Annotated in this window: 17 protein-coding genes; 10 read left to right on the top strand and 7 right to left on the bottom strand. The window is 52.3% G+C overall.

Translation table 11 applies throughout. The features are described from left to right. Window positions 1-58: 58 nt before the first annotated feature. Genes rsmA through BLP53_RS06060 form a run of 4 tightly spaced genes read right to left on the bottom strand, consistent with a single transcriptional unit; the run spans window position 59 to window position 5509 of the window. Window positions 59-844 (bottom strand): 16S rRNA (adenine(1518)-N(6)/adenine(1519)-N(6))-dimethyltransferase RsmA, encoded by a 786-nt coding sequence (rsmA, locus tag BLP53_RS06075; RefSeq protein WP_091471255.1) that lies wholly within the window; start codon window positions 842-844, stop codon window positions 59-61. A gap of 4 nt (window positions 845-848) precedes the next feature. Beyond that, window positions 849-1850 carry a 4-hydroxythreonine-4-phosphate dehydrogenase PdxA gene (pdxA, locus tag BLP53_RS06070; RefSeq protein ID WP_091471254.1) on the bottom strand — a complete coding sequence of 334 codons (1002 nt, stop codon included), beginning with the start codon at window positions 1848-1850 and terminating at the stop codon, window positions 849-851. Window positions 1851-1853: 3 nt separating this feature from the next. Then, window positions 1854-3173: a peptidylprolyl isomerase gene (locus BLP53_RS06065; RefSeq protein WP_425412898.1), complete on the bottom strand. Its 1320-nt coding sequence runs from the start codon at window positions 3171-3173 to the stop codon at window positions 1854-1856. Continuing rightward, window positions 3170-5509 carry an LPS-assembly protein LptD gene (locus BLP53_RS06060; protein ID WP_245652659.1) on the bottom strand — a complete coding sequence of 780 codons (2340 nt, stop codon included), beginning with the start codon at window positions 5507-5509 and terminating at the stop codon, window positions 3170-3172. Before BLP53_RS06060 ends, BLP53_RS06065 begins: the two co-directional genes overlap by 4 nt. A 247-nt stretch (window positions 5510-5756) precedes the next feature. Here BLP53_RS06060 and BLP53_RS06055 point away from each other — a divergent pair, with 247 nt between their 5' ends. From BLP53_RS06055 to BLP53_RS06045, 3 genes are read left to right on the top strand one after another with little or no spacing between them, the layout of a single operon-like run. Beyond that, on the top strand, window positions 5757-6728 hold the full coding sequence (locus tag BLP53_RS06055; RefSeq protein WP_091471251.1) for an aminoglycoside phosphotransferase family protein: 972 nt from the start codon (window positions 5757-5759) through the stop codon (window positions 6726-6728). Window positions 6729-6730: 2 nt separating this feature from the next. Then, window positions 6731-7429, top strand: a complete 699-nt coding sequence (gene murU, locus BLP53_RS06050) for an N-acetylmuramate alpha-1-phosphate uridylyltransferase MurU (RefSeq protein WP_091471250.1) — start codon at window positions 6731-6733, stop codon at window positions 7427-7429. Continuing rightward, a complete protein-coding gene (locus BLP53_RS06045) occupies window positions 7413-7841 on the top strand; it encodes a phosphate-starvation-inducible protein PsiE (RefSeq protein ID WP_091471249.1) in 429 nt (142 codons plus the stop codon). The genes murU and BLP53_RS06045 overlap by 17 nt, the downstream gene beginning before the upstream one ends. An 18-nt stretch (window positions 7842-7859) precedes the next feature. On the opposite strand, the gene BLP53_RS06040 is transcribed toward BLP53_RS06045, so the two are convergent. Continuing rightward, complete coding sequence (locus BLP53_RS06040) at window positions 7860-8894, bottom strand: GGDEF domain-containing protein (protein ID WP_091471248.1); 1035 nt, start codon at window positions 8892-8894, stop codon at window positions 7860-7862. Window positions 8895-9061: 167 nt separating this feature from the next. Between BLP53_RS06040 and BLP53_RS06035 the strand changes: the two genes are divergently transcribed. From BLP53_RS06035 to BLP53_RS06010, 6 genes are all read left to right on the top strand, one after another. Beyond that, window positions 9062-9337, top strand: coding sequence for a DUF3820 family protein (locus BLP53_RS06035; protein WP_091471408.1), 276 nt, complete (start codon window positions 9062-9064; stop codon window positions 9335-9337). Beyond that, window positions 9330-10103 (top strand): DUF2927 domain-containing protein, encoded by a 774-nt coding sequence (locus BLP53_RS06030; protein ID WP_091471247.1) that lies wholly within the window; start codon window positions 9330-9332, stop codon window positions 10101-10103. Before BLP53_RS06035 ends, BLP53_RS06030 begins: the two co-directional genes overlap by 8 nt. Before the next feature lie 88 nt (window positions 10104-10191). Further along, window positions 10192-11505, top strand: a complete 1314-nt coding sequence (locus tag BLP53_RS06025; RefSeq protein ID WP_091471246.1) for an aminopeptidase P N-terminal domain-containing protein — start codon at window positions 10192-10194, stop codon at window positions 11503-11505. A 30-nt stretch (window positions 11506-11535) separates the two neighbouring features. Continuing rightward, on the top strand, window positions 11536-12714 hold the full coding sequence (locus tag BLP53_RS06020; protein ID WP_091471245.1) for an FAD-dependent monooxygenase: 1179 nt from the start codon (window positions 11536-11538) through the stop codon (window positions 12712-12714). After that, entirely contained in the window at window positions 12704-13912 is a 1209-nt protein-coding gene (locus BLP53_RS06015; protein WP_091471244.1) for an FAD-dependent monooxygenase, read from the top strand. Before BLP53_RS06020 ends, BLP53_RS06015 begins: the two co-directional genes overlap by 11 nt. A 32-nt stretch (window positions 13913-13944) precedes the next feature. Then, complete coding sequence (locus tag BLP53_RS06010) at window positions 13945-14679, top strand: DsbC family protein (protein WP_091471243.1); 735 nt, start codon at window positions 13945-13947, stop codon at window positions 14677-14679. Window positions 14680-14748: 69 nt separating this feature from the next. Here BLP53_RS06010 and BLP53_RS06005 read toward each other — a convergent pair whose 3' ends face one another. Continuing rightward, a complete protein-coding gene (locus tag BLP53_RS06005; protein WP_091471242.1) occupies window positions 14749-15972 on the bottom strand; it encodes a type II secretion system F family protein in 1224 nt (407 codons plus the stop codon). 26 nt (window positions 15973-15998) lie between these two features. Continuing rightward, entirely contained in the window at window positions 15999-17720 is a 1722-nt protein-coding gene (gene pilB / locus BLP53_RS06000) for a type IV-A pilus assembly ATPase PilB (protein WP_176755222.1), read from the bottom strand. 336 nt (window positions 17721-18056) lie between these two features. On the opposite strand from pilB, the gene BLP53_RS05995 reads away from it, so the two are divergent. Then, window positions 18057-18263 (top strand): cold-shock protein, encoded by a 207-nt coding sequence (locus tag BLP53_RS05995; protein WP_091471241.1) that lies wholly within the window; start codon window positions 18057-18059, stop codon window positions 18261-18263. Window positions 18264-18285 lie beyond the last annotated feature (22 nt).

Genomic DNA, 18285 nt, shown 5'->3' with positions numbered 1-18285 from the left:
CCAGAAGTGGGATTTTGAGAAAACGTGCATTATATCAGGTGATGCCTGGTCTCTGCTGTCAGTTTTGGCGGGGTTGAGCGGTGGCGAGGTAGTTGCTGATGGCAACAAATTCAGCCACCGCCAGATTCTCTGCGCGCAATTGCGAATCGATATTTAATGCAGAAAATCCTGCATCATCGAGTAACCCTTTGAGCGTATTGCGCAAGGTTTTGCGGCGCTGGCCAAATGCAGCGGTGACGACTTTGGCGAACAATGCTTCGTCGATGGCTGGATATGGCAGGGTGGCGTAAGGTACGCAACGCACAAAGGCAGATTCCACTTTGGGTGCCGGGTCAAACGCTTCCGGCGGTACGGTCACCAGGTATTCCATTTGCAAACGGTATTGCAGCATGACGGATAAGCGACCATATTCCGGGCTGGACGGTGTCGCCACCATGCGTTCGACCACTTCCTTTTGCAGCATAAAGTGCATGTCAACGATTTGCGCCGTGTTTTCCAGCAGCTTGAATAGAATTGGGCTGGAAATGTTATAGGGCAGATTGCCGACCACCCTGATGCGTTCACCTATCCCGGTGAAATCAAACTTCAGGACATCGGAATTGTGAATGGTAAGTTTTCCTGCCGGGTAAAAGTCCTGCATCCACTGGATAATGTCACGGTCAATTTCGACCACATGCAGGTGATTCAGCTGTGTGATCAAGGGCTGTGTCATGGCGCCCAGGCCTGGGCCGATTTCCACCATGAAATCATCAGCTTGTGGATGAATGGCTGTAATCAGGCTATTGATGATGCCCTGGTCGGTCAGGAAATTCTGTCCAAACCGTTTTTTTGCTTGGTGTTTCATATCGTTACGACGTTATTCGTTTGTTGGCCATATCAATGGCTAATGTGATGGCACTCAGCATACTGCCGGCATCAGCCTGGCCTGTACCGGCAATATCCAGTGCAGTCCCGTGATCCACTGAGGTGCGGATGATGGGCAAGCCTAAAGTGACATTCACCCCTTCGCCGAAGCTGGCGTGTTTAAGGACAGTTAACCCCTGGTCATGATACATGGCAAGAAAGGCATCGGCTTTTGCCAGGTTTTTTTGCGAGAACATGGTGTCGGCAGGCAACGCGCCTATCAAACGCATGCCTTCTGCACGTAACTCATCCAGCACGGGATTGATGGTATTTATCTCTTCGTCACCCAGGTAGCCGTTTTCACCGGCATGCGGATTAAGGCCTGCTACGTAGATGACCGGGTTGGCAATACCGAATTTGTGTACCAGGTCGTGATGCAGAATACGGATCGTCGTTGCCAGTGATTGCCGGGTAATGGCTGCGCTGACTTGTGTGAGTGGCAAATGGGTGGTGGCCAGCGCGACACGCATGCCATCACCAACCAGCATCATGACGACTTGTGCTGTACGGGTAGTGTCGGCCAGGTATTCGGTGTGCCCGGTAAAGGCAATGCCGGCATCATTGATGATGCCTTTGTGTACCGGTGCCGTTACCATGGCGTCAAATTCGCCACTGACGCAACCTTCACGCGCACGGTCCAGCATGGCGAGCACATAACGGCTGTTAGCAGGATCAAGCTTGCCCGCGTTGACAGGTGCATGGGCGGGTACAGGAAGCACACATAGACTGCCATCGCCTGGGTGGGCTTTTGATACGACGGAACTGGCATCATCAGTGCGCAAAGTCAACGGCAGGTTGAGTTGCGCTGCCCGGGTTTGCAATGCAGCCGGGTCAGCCAGTACTACCAGCGATGCGGGCAGGGCGGTGTATGCCAGTTTGATACAGATATCCAGGCCTATGCCAGCTGGCTCTCCTGAGGTAATGGCAATGCGGGGTAAGCGGGCCATCCCTTAGAATTTGTCTTCCAGGCGCAATTCGACAAAGGCTTTGTCACGCAGCTCCTGTATCCAGTCGTTGTACGCTTCTTCTGCCTTGCGGGCACGGATTTCCTGGCGGGCCTTGAGGCGTTTGGATTCCTTGGACATATCCTGCTTGCGACGTTCCAGCACCTGGATAATGTGCCAGCCGAACTGGCTGCGGATCGGTGCGCTGACTTCATCTATGGCCAGTTCGCCCATGGTTTTTTCAAAGATGGGCACCGTGTCGCCGGGGTTGATCCAGCCCAGGTCACCGCCATTGGAGGCACTGCCATCATCGGAGTACTGGCGAGCCATATCCTGGAAAGGCGTGCCGTGGTCTATGCGATCCTTGATGGATTCAATTTTCTGCTGGGCTTCCTTGTCGGACAGCACTTCGGTGGGCTTCAGCAGGATGTGCCGTACATGGGTCTGCTCGACGATCAGGCTACTGCTACCGGAACGGCGTTCGTTCAATTTGAAGATATGAATGCCGCTGCCACTACGGATCGGGCGCGATACACCGCCTACATCCAGCGTTTTGATAAGTTCTACAAATTCGGTGGGCATTTGCTGACCGCTGCGCCAGCCGAGTCCGCCGCCTTCAAGTGCATTGGGCGCATCAGAAAAGTTGGCAGAAGCCTTCTCAAAACTCATGCCTTCTGACAAGGCTTTGATGACTTGTTCGGTACGTGTGCGGGCTTTCTGGATATCTTCCGGGGCGCTTTCTTCCGGCAGGCGGATCAGGATCTGGGAAATATTGAATTCGTCCAGATCGCCCTGGCTTTCCTGTGAGGTCAGGTAGTTGTCAATTTCCGCTTCGGAAATATTGATCTTATTATCGACATCACGTTCCCTCAGGCGATTGAGGATAATGTCATTGCGGATATCTTCGCGGAATTTATAGAAAGGCGTGCCATCTTCTTCAAGGGCTTTTTTGAAGGCAGGTAAGGTTAAGTGATTCTGCTCTGCAATCCGGTCTATGGTTTTATCCAGTTGTGCATCATCCACTTTAATGCCGGTCTGGGCTGCCAGCTGTAGTTGCAGGTTGTCCACAATCAGGCGCTCCAGGATTTGCTTCTGCAATACATCTTCTGGCGGTAATTCCACACCTTTTTTCGACATTTGTGCTTTGACTGTCTCTATCCGATCCAGCAGTTCCCGCTCGGTGATGACTGACTGGTCCACCACGGCAATAATCCTGTCCATTTTTTCGATGGAGGATTTTTCTGCAGCGTTGGCCCCACAAGCAGCGCTCATGACAAGGGCGGCATAGAAAAGTGAGTAAAAGAATGAGGATAAGCGGTTCATCATTGCGCGTTCTGGTCTCTGTAAATTCCGGGAATGTCATACGTGCGCATGTAAGTAGGGATATTGCGCTTGATGACGTTTAATGGATTGGCCCCGATGGAGGTCAGTCCACCGAGTTCGAGTTGGAAAAACATGGCATAGTTCGCATTGGCAGTGGCTGTTTGTACGCGTTGCATGACGGCCCTGCCTTGCCAGCAACCTGCATCGTATTCCAGCCCGGCCAGCATTTGTACGGCATCGTTGTCGCGAATAGAGTAATTCAGGCGGCCAATGGCATACCATCTGGAGCCAAGAGGCCATTGCGCCGTGGTATCGATCTGTTCAAGCACATTCGCCGTATAGCGGTAACCGAAACTGAAGGATTTTCCTGGTTCCGGATTATAACGTAACAAATAGTTATTACGCTGCATATTGCCCCTGTCCGGATCGTACTCCCAGAAAGTATCCAGGTTCAGGCGGCTGGATAGCCGTGCGGTAAAGGCGGCCAGAATATCGGAAGACTTGCGGTCGCTGGGCGTCGTCCCAGGCAAATATACTTGCGGATCATCAAAGTAAAAGCGCTCGCCGATGGTAGCGCTGAGGCGCTCAATACCCGTATCTGTATCAATCAGGCGGCTGGTAAGTGCCAGTGTTACCTGGTTGGCGTTGTTGACACGGTCAACACCACTGAATTGGTTTTCGTAAAAAATCGAGTCCTGGTTCAAGGTATTGAGCGAGGTATCAAACACCGGAATCTTGCTCTGGTCCCGGTATGGGATATAAACATAGTACGCCCGTGGTTCCAGGGTGTGGGTATAGTTTGTATCGAACAAACTGGTTTCACGGTCAAAATACAGGCCGGAATCCAGGCTGACGATAGGCAAGGTCCGATTGATCTGGTTGTATTCCTCAGAATAACCCAGTGGTACATTGTTGTTCAGGCTGTACTGGGTGGTCTGGATACCGACCTTGGGGGTGATATAACCGAAGGAATTTTTCATCGGATAAGACACGGAGGGGTAAAAACTCAAACGGCTACCACCCGGGACGGTGCCCATTTCTTTCATTGGGTCAAAATAAACGTATTGGGCGCCGGTCTGCGTTGTAAAGCCGTTCCACTCGTTCTTATAGGAGAGGGTAAGTTGTGGCAGGCGCTGGTAGACATACGACACATCATCCAGGGTTTGATAGCGTGATACTGTCCCGTTGAATCCTAAATGCTCGTCCTGGTAATTGACAAAAGCCGTTTGTTGCAGGTTAACCCGGGAGGTCACCTGGATCCTGGTAGCCAGTTCGGAGAAATATTTATCATCCGAAACTTTTTCCAGGTTATAGCCGCCGGACCAGTACTCGCTGAACTGTTGCCGGTGGGCAAATTTGGCATAAAACCGTGTCTGGTCGGTCATGCTGTCATTATCCAGATATTCCAAGTTAGCAGTGCCTGAATAATGCTCATCCAGATAGCGGAACTCGCCTTGTAATTGCGTCCCGCGTTTACTCAGGAAACGTGTTGCGACCGTGGCATCCATATCTGGACGGATATTAATATAATACGGCACCAGCAGCTCGAAGCCGCTACGGGAAGTGGAGCCCCATAACGGTGCCAGCAAGCCGCTCTTGCGCTGGTTATTGTAAGAAAAACTCATCCATGGTGTATACAGGATAGGCACACCTTTAAATTCCACGTAGGCATTGGTCGCTTCCGCTGTCCGTGTGTAATCATTCAGCTCCATGCTGCCGGTTTTGATATACCAGTCATCGACATCAGCGGCACATGAGGTATAGCTGGCGCTTTTCAGGCGTTTGACGTTTTGCCCTTCAAAAAGTACCTGTTTGGCTGACACGCGAATATTATCGAGCACAGGCGCTTTGGGTTTGCTGCTATAAAGCTGATTGTCTTCAAGGTATCTTTTCGGGTCACTGACCAGGATGGCCTCATCACTCAGCAAACCGCTGCTATCCTGGTTGCTCGGGGGAGGGGGTGCGCTTTTGAATTCAATGGTCACATCACGCATTTCGCCAATGTTCTCGCTCATGCGCATACGCAACATGGGGCCACGTATGGTGGCTTGCCCGGTGGAAATCACCGCATTGCCTTCCACCTGCAATTCGTCATTCTGCACGTCATAACGGATATCATCACCGGTGACCTGCTGGCCATCCTTGCGCATGACCGCGTTGCCCATTGCGCGTAACTGGCGGTCCATGCGCAGCTGCATGGTGTCGCCTTCAATTTCGATGGCGCCCGGCAGGGTTGCTTTTTCAGCCATCATGACCGGCAATTCAGGCGTTTCATCCGCTGCGCGTGCAGGGGCCGCAGCAAGGGCGCCGGTGGTGACCAGCGCCCAGATAAGGCGCATGCCGCGTTCCTGGAAAGTGGATGAGTGAACTTGCAAATTAGTCAAAAAATGATGGTTTCAGTACGCCTGCGCCTGGGCAGAGTTGTTATATGCATGCATTTCGTGCCACGCGGCCGGATGCTCCGTTTCAATTGCGCTATATTATTCATGAAAATGCTTAAAAAGTCATTTTTCACTTAGAATGTGAACCGCATTTTAACAGCTTGCACGCAAGCCTGATTCGCTTATTTATTATCCGGGAACATTTGTGGATAGAACACAACAATTGCAACAATGGCTGACGCAAGTCGTAGGCCAACCATTCACACTGACCACGGCGTCTGCCGATGCCAGTTTCAGGCGCTATTTCCGCGTCCATCTGCCGCAAACGACCCTGATCGCGATGGATGCACCACCCCCACAGGAAGATTGCCGGCCTTTCGTGAAGATTGCGGAAATATTACTGGCTGCCGGCCTGAATGTGCCCCAAATCATCGCGCAGGACCTGGCACAGGGATTTCTGCTGCTAAGTGACCTGGGTAATGATACCTACCTGTCCAAGTTGACTGTGGAAAATGCCAAAGCCTTGTATGGGGATGCTTGCCAGGCGCTGATCAAGATGCAGCTGGCCACCGATACACAAGCGTTACCGCCTTATGATGCGGCATTATTGAGGCGCGAGTTGCAGCTGTTCCCGGAATGGTACGTGTCCAGGCACCTGGGTAAAACCTTGACGCCTGAACAACAGGCGGTGCTGGATAAAACCTTTGCCGTGCTGATTGATAATATTCTGCAGCAACCACAAGTCACCGTGCACAGGGACTATCATTCACGTAACTTGATGGTGACTGCAGACAATAACCCCGGTGTGCTGGATTTCCAGGATGCGGTGATTGGCGCCATTACCTATGACCTGGTTTCGCTGTTTAAAGATGCCTATATCCGCTGGAACGAAGAAAATCTGATGGACTGGGTGGTACGCTACTGGCAGGCTGCCAGAAAGGCGGGCTTGCCGGTGAATACCGATTTTGGCGAATTCTACAAGGATTTCGAATGGATGGGCGTGCAGCGCCACATCAAGGTGCTGGGTATTTTTGCCCGTTTATACCATCGCGATGGCAAGAATGGCTATCTCAAGGATATGCCACTGGTCATGCAATACTTGCAGTCTGCATGCGAGCGTTATGTGGAGTTACGCCCGTTCCTGAGATTACTGCAAATGCTGGAAAAGGCAGATTAATCATGCGGGCCATGATATTGGCAGCCGGGCGTGGCGAACGCATGCGCCCATTGACCGACCATACGCCAAAACCGTTGCTGGAAGTGGGTGGCAAGCCGCTGATCGTATGGCATATCGAGCGGCTGGCCAGTGCAGGAATTACAGAATTGGTAGTTAATCATGCGTACCTGGGGCAGCAAATTGAACAGGCACTCGGAAATGGCAGCCAATGGGGCGTGCGCATTCAGTACAGTCCTGAGCAAGCCGCACTGGAAACCGCCGGTGGCATTGCCAATGCTTTGCCTTTGCTGGGTGAGCAGGCATTTCTGGTGATCAACGGGGATGTGTTTACCGATATCGACTATGTAGCACTTGATTTACCCGCCGGCAAGCTGGCGCATCTGGTCATGGTAGATAATCCGCCGCAACATCCGGATGGGGATTTTGCCTTGTGTGATGGACTGGTTCGGCAGGCAGGGCAGTATACCCTTACTTTTTCCGGTGTGGGCGTTTACCACCCCGATTTATTCCGCAGTGTCCGGCGCGGGGAAGCCGCCAAACTGGCCCCTTTACTGAGGGCTGCCATGCAGCAGTCCCTGGTTACGGGGCAGCATCATGCCGGCATGTGGCATGATATCGGTACGCCAGCGCGGTTGCAGCAGCTCGATGAATGGCTGCGCAATCAATCATCATCAGGGGGGAACGATGAAGCCACCGTATGAACATAAAACCGATCAATTTGCCCACCACGCCTTGATGTGGATAGAGCGCCTGGGCCTGGCGCTGGTCACCATCGCCACGTTTTTCTCGCTGGCACATGAATTAACCCGCATGTGGCATGCCGGCATGGTGGGTCTGGGCGATTTGCTGCAATTATTCTTGTACCTGGAAGTCTTCTCCATGATTAACAGCTACTTCGGCTCTGGCAAATTGCCCATGCGCTACCCGATTTATATCGCCATGGTGGCACTGGCACGTTACCTGCTGCTGGATATGAAGGAGATGTCAGAAACACACATGCTGGCGATCTCCGTTGCCATCCTGATACTGGCTGTTTCCGTACTGGTGATGCGGTTCGGACATTCCCGTTATCCTTACGCGGATATTCCCGAGCAAAAACGCGATCTGCTGTAGGTTTATGGCTGTGCCTGCCTAAGCCGCTGCCAGTTCCTCTGACAGGGTGGTGACCCGGTTGCGTCCCTTGGCTTTTGACAGGTAAAGTGCCTGGTCAGCACGGTTCAGGAAGCTGTCTGTCGTTTCCCCGGGCTGGTACGCGGTAACGCCCAGCGAGAGCGTGATATTTGAAATCAGCCTATGGGTGATATTGTTTTTAATACTGATGTTGGCGATATGCTGGCGTATGGTTTCAGCGACTTCCCGGGCAGTTTCCAGGGAGGTATGTGGCAATAACAGCACAAACTCTTCACCACCGTAGCGTACTGCGGTATAAAGATCACCCGCCACGGTTTTCATGATTTTAGCTACTGTCTGGATGACTTTATCGCCAAACAAATGGCCATAGCTGTCGTTCACGCGTTTGAAAAAATCAATGTCACCGATAATCAGGCAGGTATGTTCATGCACAGAGGCAGACTCCAGGCTCTGCTGAAGCGCCAGGTCAAAGCCCCTGCGGTTCAGCAGGCCGGTCAGTCCGTCTGACATGGCCTCCTGCTTGGCTTTGACAATTTCATTTTTCAATTGCACGACTTCCTGCAAGCTGGATTCCAGCTTGTCTTGCAAGGTATGCATGGATTGTTGCATGTGGTGCGTGTCTGATAACAGCGTATCCATACGCTGCACAATGTGAGGGGCCAGTTGGCCGATTTCCCCGGCCCAGCCTTCCAGTGACTGCCTGAAGTGACTGGTATCTTGTCCTGCCTTTTCGGTGGAAGAGGTCATCTCCGTCACCATCTCATTAAAACGCTCAACAATACTTTTGGTACTATCGGCATCCAGGTGCGCAATATGTTTGTTGAATAACTGGGCAGTGCTTTTTTCGTTGAGTTTTTTTTCTTTCTCGATCAGGGTGTTGACTTCATCAATCAGGTGCGCGTGCTCGCCGGAGGAGTATTCATACCAGACCGCATAGCTGACCGGATGAAACGCAGCATCCTGCATCGACATATGGCGGATCGCCTGCCGCAGGAACTCTGCACTCTTTTCTTTACTGATTTCGTATTGCATCATGTCTCTTTCGCGAGGTTAAATACCAGCGCAGATTATTTTTTTTATGGAGATTGCTTATTGATTTAATGCCATTAACGGACGTTTCCCTGGCTTATTTAGAGTGAATGAGAATAATGATTAAAAATATTTTTCGCGCGTATTTCTTGTGAATGGCTGAAAATGTGCTTATGGATAAAAACGATTTAATACAACTGGTGACACTCAAAATGCCCTATGGCAAATATAAAGACCGGGTGATTGCCGACCTGCCCGGGCATTACCTCAACTGGTTTGCACGGGAAGGGTTTCCCAGGGGGGAACTGGGGCGCTTGTTGCAACTGATGCAGGAGATAGACCATAACGGCCTGAAGGGCTTGCTGCAACTGATGCAGGAGATAGACCATAACGGCCTGAAGGGCTTGCTGCTGCCCCTGCGCCAGAATGCCGGGATATCGCATGATTAACCGCCTCTGGCTGGGAATATGCTGTCTGATTACGGCCATCAGCGCTTACGCAGAAGAGCCGTGGCAATCACCCGGTTATCTGCAACAGGCTTTTTTCGAGATCGCCTTGCATCATGAATACGCTGTCGGTGAACAGCCAGTGCGCAAATGGCTGCAACCGGTGAAAGTTTGGCTGGAGCATCATTCCGACCAGGCGGAGCGGCAGACCCTGCTGACCCGCTATCATTTGCAGCACTTGTCCCGGATCACCGGGCACCCCATCAGTTTCGCCAGGTCCCGTGAAGAGGCGAATTTTATTGTGGTATTTTCGCACCTGCAGCTTTGGCACAATGATATTGCACTGGTTAGCGGTAATTTAACGATTAAGCCGCCTCCAGATGCCGCGTGCATGTTTGGCATAGACCTGGATGGCAAAAAAGCCATTAAAAAAGCCTGGGTGGTGATTCCGGTGGACTTTGCCCAGGAACATCGCCAGTTATTGTCCTGCATTGTGGAGGAAACCACGCAGGCCATGGGCTTGCCGAATGATTCAGACCAGGTATATCCCTCGGTATTTAATGACCATACGCCGGAGTCCCTGCTCACGGGGCTGGATGCCTTGCTGCTGAAAATGCTGTATCAGCCGGCGATCAAACCAGGGATGAGTGCGGCGCAGGTGCGTCCGATATTGGCAAATGTCCTGCAAAAATGGCAAGCAGATGGCACGATAGAGAATGCAGAAAGAAATGTCAGGCAATCCGAATTGTATGAAATGATGGGGTTCTGAGGCCTGTCCAGCGGGTGAAGCATTCCAGCATTTGCCAGGCAAATAGGCTACAATAGCTCATCATCTCAGATTCACTTTGAATTTTTCCATGCAAGAGTTTCCCCGGCAAGAATTTTCCAGTCGTCGCCAGCAATTGATGCACCGCATGCAGGCTGGCGTAGCGATCATTCCGACTGCACCGGAAGTGGCACGCAACCGCGACAGCCATTATCCCTACCGTTTTGATAGCTATTTCTACTACCTGACCGGTTTTCGCGAGCCTGAATCTGTCGTGGTACTGGTCGCCGGACCAGAGAACAAAAGCCTCCTGTTTTGCCGCGACAAGGATATTGAGCGGGAAATCTGGGATGGTTTCCGTTATGGCCCCGAAGCAGCCAAAGAAGTGTTTGGCTTTGATGAAACATATTCGATTAGCCAGCTGGACGAGTTATTGCCGAAAATCCTGGCTAATCAACCATCACTGTTTTTCAGCCTCGGTGCAGATGCCGGCTGGGATAGCAAAGTCAGCGGCTGGTTAAATACCGTGCGGGCGCAGACCCGTAGTGGCATACAGGCACCGACCACGCTGGTTGATGTGCGTCAACACCTGGATGCCATGCGCCTGGTTAAATCTCCCTGGGAAATAGACGTGATGCGCCGTTCGGCTGCGATTGCGGCCAGTGCGCATAACCGCGCCATGCAAGCGGTGCAGCCAGGCAAATGGGAATACGAAATCGAAGCCGAGTTCCTGCATGAGTTTTATCGCAGCGGGGCGCAGGCACCGGCTTATACCAGTATCGTCGCAGGCGGTGCCAACGCCTGTACCCTGCATTACAACGCCAACAATGCCGTATTAAGGGACGGTGATATGTTGCTGATTGATGCCGGTTGCGAATTGGATGGGTATGCCTCCGATATCACGCGGACTTTCCCCGTGAATGGCCGCTTCAGCGGATCGCAAAAGGATTTATACGAGCTAGTGTTAGCTGCCCAGGCCGCGGCTATTGCCAGCGTCAACCCGCAGCAGCATTGGAATGCCCCGCATGAGGCGGCGCTGGAGGTGCTGGTGGATGGCTTTATCCATTACGGTTTGTGCCAGGGCAGCCGTGACGCCGTGCTGGAAAGCGGCAGTTACCGCCAGTTTTACATGCACCGTACCGGCCACTGGCTGGGGCTGGATGTGCATGATGCCGGTGAATATAAAACACCGGCAGGGGAGTGGGTCATGTTACAGCCGGGCCATGTGCTGACAGTTGAACCTGGCTGCTATGTGCGGCCGGCTGACAAGGTACCTGAACATTTCTGGAATATCGGCATCCGTATTGAAGATGATGTGCTGGTGACAGGGAATGGCCATGAAGTGATCACGGCTGCTGCGGTCAAATCGGTCAGTGATATTGAAACGCTGATGCGCCGTACCTGATGCCAGGCCCAACACGGTGAAACAAGGGATATGGCAGTGAAACAGGCGATTGATCATCCGGTAGTGATTGGCGGCGGCCCGGTCGGCCTGGTGCTGGCATTATCCCTGGAACAATCCGGAATTCCGGTGACTGTCCTCGAAGCGCAGCAGGCGGGCGCGATGTATGGTGATGGCCGTGCATTGGCGCTGTCTTATGGTACCCGCCAGGTGCTGGAATCTCTGAGTGTCTGGCCACGGCTGGCGCCTGCAGTGACCGCGATTGAGACCATCCATGTTTCGCAGCAAAAAGGATTTGGCCGCACCTTGCTCAAAGCGACAGAGCATGACCTGCCAGCATTGGGCTATGTGGTGTCTTATGGCGCCTTGATGAAGGCACTGGATGCCCAACTGGCCCAAACCCCGCAAGGCCTTGAGATCCGCTACCAGGTCCCCGTGCAGCAATTAAATGTAAACGCTAAAGAGGCTGAAATCACTTGCCAGGCCTCTGGCGAACACGATGACGTTTTAACTGCGCCGCTGGCGATTGTTGCCGATGGTGGCCGTAGCCTGGAGGCGATTCCCGGCCTGGTACGGGAAACCAAACATTACGGGCACGATGCATTGGTCGGATTAGTGCAGACAGAACAGCCGCACCGCAATATTGCCTACGAACGGTTTACCCCGCACGGCCCTATGGCGCTGTTACCGAATGGTTCGCAATTCTCCCTGGTCTGGACCGGCAAGCAAGCCTATATCGATGAGATAGCTGCGCTGGATGAGGCAGCCTTCCTGCAAGCCTTGCATCAGGCTTTTGGTGACCGTGTCGGCAAGTTCCTGCATATTGGCAAACGCGCCAGATTTCCGCTGAAACTGAGCAAGCTGAGCCAGACATTTCCTGCGCACTGTGTGGTGATTGGCAATGCAGCGCAGACCATGCACCCGGTGGCCGGCCAGGGGTTTAATGTCGGCATCCGTGATGCCGTGGCGCTGGCAAACAATATTGCCGCGACACCGGCTGCGGAATGGGGCGCAGCACACCGCTTAGCCAAATATCACCAGTTGCGTGCGCGCGACACCGGCCGTGGCTTGATGTTTACCGACTTCCTGGTCAACGTATTCTCAAATGATTTGATGGGCATGGGCCTGTTACGCGGCGCCGGTTTGGGTGCGCTGGGGATGTTGCCCACAGTACGCCGCTATCTTGTGAATAAAATGAGTTATGGCAGCTGATAAACCCCTGATCCATACCGATGCGGTGATTGTTGGTGCCGGGCTGGTCGGCCTGACCGCTGCCATTGCCTTGTCCCGGCTGGGTAAAAAGGTGGTATTGACCGATACCAAGCCGCCTCCTTTGCTGCCAGATGGCTGGGCAGAGGATGTCACGCATTGGGATGCACGTATTTATGCCCTGACCAATGAAAGCATGCGCTGGTTAAGTGACATCGGCGTCTGGCGGCACGTGCCTGACAGCCGGGTGACCCCGATTGCGGCCATGCATTTATGGGCGCCAACCAATAGGCATATTGCCCCCAGCCTGCGTTTACAGGCAGAGGATGCACATCTGGCACAGATGGGTTGTATCGTCGAAAGTCAGGCGTTGATGCAGGCGTGCTGGCAAGTGCTGGCCGATGAAAACGTGACCGTGATCACCGAGGCGCCTGCGCAGGCCATGCAACAATCCGGGCGTGTAGTACGCTTAACCTTGCCCGCACACGAAATCGAAGCGCAGTTGCTGATCGGGGCAGATGGTGCGCATTCATGGGTGCGTGCGCAATGTGGTATCGCGTCGAATACCGTAGATTTTGAGCAAACTGCCCTGGTGACGAATTACCTTGTTGATTGCCCGCATGGCAATATTGCCCGGCAATGGTTTGGCGTGCATGAAACGCTGGCCTTGCTACCCATGCCGCAACAACAGGTTTCCCTGGTATGGGCGTTGCCGCATGACGAAGCGAAGGTTGCACAAGCATTATCGCCAGAGGCCCTGGCCAGCCAGGTAAGGCAGCGGTGTGGCAGTGTTTCTGGCATGTTGCGCCCCAGCGGCCCGGTCATGGCATTTCCGCTGGTGCAGAAAACCGCCCACGCCATGACCTTACCTAATGTGTTGTTGCTGGGAGATGCGGCGCACCAGGTGCACCCCATGGCGGGGCAAGGCGTGAACCTGGGTTTCCAGGATGTGCAGGTACTGTGCCGCGAGTTGCGGCAATTACCGGCGTTAAAACCAATAGGCGATGCGGGATTCCTGCGCCATGTCATGCGCATGCGGCAGCCGGATATCTTGAAGATGCACACACTTACACGCGGCCTGGATGCACTGTTTGCACGACCTGAGGCAGTATGGACACACGCGGCCTTGCTGGGCTTACGCGGGGTGGAAAACAGTGCTATGCTTAAACGATTTTTAATTCGCACAGCTACCCAGGAATGAGGAATTGTGCAGGTTTGGAGAAAGCGGGACACATGAAAAAAAGTAACTGGAAGTCTGTGATTGGCTGGTTGGGCCTGTTTTTGATATTGGGCTCCCTCAGCAGCGTTGCAGATGAAGCTTCGGTTAAAAAATCCATCGAAGCGGCTTATCCCAAGATTAAAGTGGACAGTGTCACCAAAACACCTTACGCAGGCTTGTATGAAGTGTTTATGGGTGGCCAGATTATTTATACCGATGACAAATTCAGTTTTCTGATTGCGGAAGGCCGGCTGGTAGATCCGAAAACCAAAAAGGATATCACCGGTGAGCGGCTCGATGAACTGACCAAGATTGATTTCAACAGCTTGCCACTTGATCAGGCAATCAAGGTCGTCAAGGGTAACGGCAGCCGCAAGCTGGTCGTGTTTTCCGATGTGGATTGCCCGTTCTGCAAGCGTCTTGAGCAAAAAGAGCTGACCAATATTAACGATGTGACAATTTACACCTTCCTGTATCCGATTGAGCAATTACACCCGGATGCGGCCAATAAGTCGCGCAGTATCTGGTGTGCCAGTAACCGTACCAAAGCCTGGCAGGACTGGATTTTAAATAGCAAGCTGCCGACAACCACGGCCAAATGTGAAGTGCCGCTGGAGAGGGTAGGCGAGCTGGCACAAAAGCTGGGTGTGAACAGTACGCCTACCATGTTCTTTGAAAATGGTAGACGCATGTTGGGTGCGCAACCGCATGACGAGATTGAAAAATCATTGCAGGCTGCTAAAAAATAGCGTTTGAGCGTTATCCATAAAATCAAGGCCGGCATTGCCGGCCTTTTGCATATTTGAGCAGCTTCATGGCTAACCGCCACCGCTGACCACCTTGCCCATTTTAAAGATAGGCATATACATGGCGATGACCAGGCCGCCAATCAGGACGCCCAATACGACCATAATGACAGGTTCCATCAGGCTGGAAATGGCGGCCACTGCATCATCGACTTCCCCTTCGTAAAAGTCGGCCACTTTGGTCAGCATGGCATCCAGCGAGCCCGACTCTTCACCAATCGCGGTCATCTGGATCACCATATTGGGGAAAACGCTGGTGTTTTGCATGGCCACCGTCAGGCTGGTACCGGTACTGATTTCAGTCTGTATTTTCTTGGATGCATCAAAGTAGACTTTGTTACCGGAGGCACCGGCAACGGAATCCAGCGCTTCTACCAGTGGGACGCCGGCCGCAAACATGGTGGAAAGGGTGCGGGCAAAACGGGCGATGGTCGCTTTACGGATCAACTCGCCAAAAATGGGCAGGCGCAGCATCAGCCGGTCCATGGTGGCCTGGAGTTTTTCCGAACGCTTCCAGGTATACAGGAAAAACCATAAGCCAAAGCCTAGTGTGCCAAAAATCGCCCACCACCATTTCACAAAGAGGTCGGACAGGTTAATCACGATCATGGTGGGGCCAGGCAGATCTGCACCAAAGCTGCTGAATAGTTCTTTGAACGCAGGCACTACAAAAATCATGATCACGGCAGTGATGACAAAGGCCACGACAATAATGGAGGCAGGGTAGACCAGTGCAGATTTGATTTTTCCTTTGATGGCGAGGATTTTTTCCTTATAGGTCGCCAGCCTGTCAAGCAGGGCATCCAGGATACCTGCCTGCTCACCGGCCGCGACCAGGTTACAGAACAGGTTGTCAAAATGCAGCGGGTATTTGCGGAAGGCTGCGCTTAAACTGCTGCCGGTTTCCACATCGGTTTTAATGTCGGTAAGCAGTTTGGCAACGGCCGGATTATGGTGTCCTTTGCCCACGATATCAAAAGCCTGTAACAAGGGAACGCCCGCCTTCATCATGGTGGCAAGCTGGCGGGTGAACAGGGTGACGTCTTTTTCCGTCACTTTGCCCCGGATCTTCAGCGAACTTTGTCTTTTGACCCTGGTGACCGTGATGCCCTGACGTCGCAAGGTGGCGTTGACAACGGCTTCACCATTGGCACGCATTTCCCCTTTGATCAGTTTGCCTTTACGGTCTTTGCCTTCCCAGACAAAGACAGATTGCTTGATATTTCCAGTCGCCATAATGTTGTGTGTACTTTATTTTGTGGTTATTCGTTGGTGACCGCTTCAATTTCTTCGATAGAGGTTAACCCCTGTTTGACCTTGAGCAACCCTGAGTCACGCAAGTCTTTCACCCCTTCTTTTTTTGCCTGGGCGGCAATATCCATGGCATTGCCATTGGACATGATAATCCGCGCCATTTCCTCGCTGACAGGCATGACCTGGTAAATCCCGAACCGGCCTTTATAGCCATTATTACAGTGTTCACAGCCGCCTTCCCTGGCGCCGAACAATTGCCATGGGTCTGCCAGGTCCGCTTCGGTAAAGCCCACCCGCAACAAGGCTTCTGGCGGGACATTTAAAGGAACTTTGCAATGGGTACACAAGCGCCTGGCCAGGCGTTGTGCGGTAATCAGGGTGACTGCAGAGGCAATGTTAAAGGGCGCCACGCCCATATTGACCAGGCGTGACAGCGTGGTGGGTGCATCGTTGGTATGCAGGGTGGATAACACCATATGGCCGGTTGATGCGGCTTTAATCGCCATGTCGGCCGTTTCCAGGTCGCGAATCTCGCCGATCATGATGATGTCGGGATCCTGACGTAAAAAAGATTTCAGCGCAGCAGCAAAGGTCAGGCCCTGTTTTTCATTGACGTTGACCTGGTTGATGCCGGCCAGTGGGATTTCCGCCGGATCTTCAGCTGTTGAAATATTGACGCCCGGATTGTTGAGCAGATTCAGGCAGGTATACAGTGACACGGTTTTGCCTGAACCGGTAGGGCCAGTAACCAGCACCAGGCCGTAAGGCCGGTGGATGGCCTTGAGCAGCGCTTCCTGTTGCTCCGGCTCGTAACCCAGTGCCTCGATACCCAGCGTGGCACTGGTGGGATCCAGGATACGCATCACAATTTTTTCCCCATGAATCAAGGGCAAGGTGCTGACACGGAAATCAATGGTGCGCGTTTTGGATAGCAGCAATTTCATGCGGCCATCTTGCGGGATCCTTTTTTCCGCAATATCCAGATTGGAGATCACTTTGATACGGGAGGCCAGCTTGTCTTTAATGGCCAGTGGCGGCTGTGCCATATCCCTGAGTACGCCGTCGATGCGGAAGCGGATGCGGTAGAATTTCTCGTAAGGTTCAAAATGCAGGTCGGATGCGCCCATATTGATGGCATCCATCAGGATTTTCTGCAGGAACTTGACGACGGGTGCGTCATCCACTTCCTGCAATGTTTCGACTGTCTGCTCTTCAGTTGTTTCTTCCAGTCCCAGATCGAAATCATCATTACCTGCATTCAGGGAGGACATGCTGGTGTCTTTGGCAGCGACAATTTTATCGATCCACTTGCCGAGCTTGTCATCCTCCACCACCAGCGGGACTAAAGTTGCCCCCATCTGGAACTGGATGGTATCCAGTGAATGGAGATTGGTCGGGTCGGAAATCGCAATGTAGGCAATATTGCTTTTTTGCTGCAATAACAATACACGGTGTGACTGCATCAGCTTGATATCTATCGTCTTTTCCGGTAATGCATCCTGGTCCAGCGCATCCAGGTCAAAGAACGGGAAGCCGAAGGCGTCGGAGGCAGCTTGTGCGATATGTTTGGACGAAACTTTTTTCTGGGCCAGCGTCGCGGCCAGGAAACTGATTTTCTGGCTGTGCGCTTTTTCCTGCAATACGCTGGCTTCATCTTCCGTGATGAGGGTGGATTGCACCAACGTGCGCGCCATGCCACCAAGTTTATTTGTGCTTTCCAGCGTTGCCATAAGGTAATCTTGCCGTTGAATGGATCTGGTTAATCGGTTGATACAACAATACTTTTTACTTCAGTATACTGCAACTGCGATAGATTCAAATCCCGGAAAAGACCGGCTCTCTTGCAGCATTTATACAACTTTTAACCAGATTTGCCAGCTTTCGCTAAAAGATGCAAAAATGCGCTTGACATTTAAATAATGCTCACTTATAAAAGCCAGTAAGGCGTTTGCGTTCAGGTTTTTTGTAGCCGTCTTTAAGTAAGGCAAAGCTTGTTTATTGCGACTTGACTTGAGACAAACTTTTGGGGCGCCTCCCTGTTTATAAGTAAAAAGTAAGGAAGTAACATGGCAACAGGTACCGTAAAGTGGTTTAACGATTCTAAGGGCTTTGGATTCATTACTCCTGATGACGGTGGTGACGATTTGTTCGCTCACTTCTCCGCAATCGTTGAGTCCGGTTATAAGAGCCTCAAAGAAGGCCAGCGCGTGAGCTTTGATGTGACAGAAGGTCCTAAAGGCAAGCAAGCATCCAATATTCAAAAAGCAAGCTAAATCAAAGTAGGGGTTTCAGTTT

Source organism: Methylophilus rhizosphaerae (genome assembly GCF_900100975.1).
In the GTDB taxonomy this organism is placed as follows: Bacteria; Pseudomonadota; Gammaproteobacteria; order Burkholderiales; family Methylophilaceae; genus Methylophilus; species Methylophilus rhizosphaerae.
This window is presented reverse-complemented; position numbering and strand designations above follow the sequence as displayed.

Excerpts from the sequence above, each read along its gene's own strand:
- BLP53_RS06040 (WP_091471248.1), bottom strand. The coding sequence starts at position 8,894 with ATGATGCAATACGAAATCAGTAAAGAAAAGAGTGCAGAGTTCCTGCGG.
- pilB (WP_176755222.1), bottom strand. The coding sequence starts at position 17,720 with ATGGCAACGCTGGAAAGCACAAATAAACTTGGTGGCATGGCGCGCACG.
- BLP53_RS06030 (WP_091471247.1), top strand. The coding sequence starts at position 9,330 with ATGATTAACCGCCTCTGGCTGGGAATATGCTGTCTGATTACGGCCATC.
- BLP53_RS06045 (WP_091471249.1), top strand. The coding sequence starts at position 7,413 with ATGAAGCCACCGTATGAACATAAAACCGATCAATTTGCCCACCACGCC.
- BLP53_RS06035 (WP_091471408.1), top strand. The coding sequence starts at position 9,062 with ATGGATAAAAACGATTTAATACAACTGGTGACACTCAAAATGCCCTAT.
- BLP53_RS06060 (WP_245652659.1), bottom strand. The coding sequence starts at position 5,509 with ATGCGCCTTATCTGGGCGCTGGTCACCACCGGCGCCCTTGCTGCGGCC.
- BLP53_RS06025 (WP_091471246.1), top strand. The coding sequence starts at position 10,192 with ATGCAAGAGTTTCCCCGGCAAGAATTTTCCAGTCGTCGCCAGCAATTG.
- BLP53_RS06020 (WP_091471245.1), top strand. The coding sequence starts at position 11,536 with ATGGCAGTGAAACAGGCGATTGATCATCCGGTAGTGATTGGCGGCGGC.
- BLP53_RS06015 (WP_091471244.1), top strand. The coding sequence starts at position 12,704 with ATGGCAGCTGATAAACCCCTGATCCATACCGATGCGGTGATTGTTGGT.
- BLP53_RS06010 (WP_091471243.1), top strand. The coding sequence starts at position 13,945 with ATGAAAAAAAGTAACTGGAAGTCTGTGATTGGCTGGTTGGGCCTGTTT.
- pdxA (WP_091471254.1), bottom strand. The coding sequence starts at position 1,850 with ATGGCCCGCTTACCCCGCATTGCCATTACCTCAGGAGAGCCAGCTGGC.
- murU (WP_091471250.1), top strand. The coding sequence starts at position 6,731 with ATGCGGGCCATGATATTGGCAGCCGGGCGTGGCGAACGCATGCGCCCA.
- BLP53_RS05995 (WP_091471241.1), top strand. The coding sequence starts at position 18,057 with ATGGCAACAGGTACCGTAAAGTGGTTTAACGATTCTAAGGGCTTTGGA.
- BLP53_RS06065 (WP_425412898.1), bottom strand. The coding sequence starts at position 3,173 with ATGATGAACCGCTTATCCTCATTCTTTTACTCACTTTTCTATGCCGCC.
- BLP53_RS06005 (WP_091471242.1), bottom strand. The coding sequence starts at position 15,972 with ATGGCGACTGGAAATATCAAGCAATCTGTCTTTGTCTGGGAAGGCAAA.
- rsmA (WP_091471255.1), bottom strand. The coding sequence starts at position 844 with ATGAAACACCAAGCAAAAAAACGGTTTGGACAGAATTTCCTGACCGAC.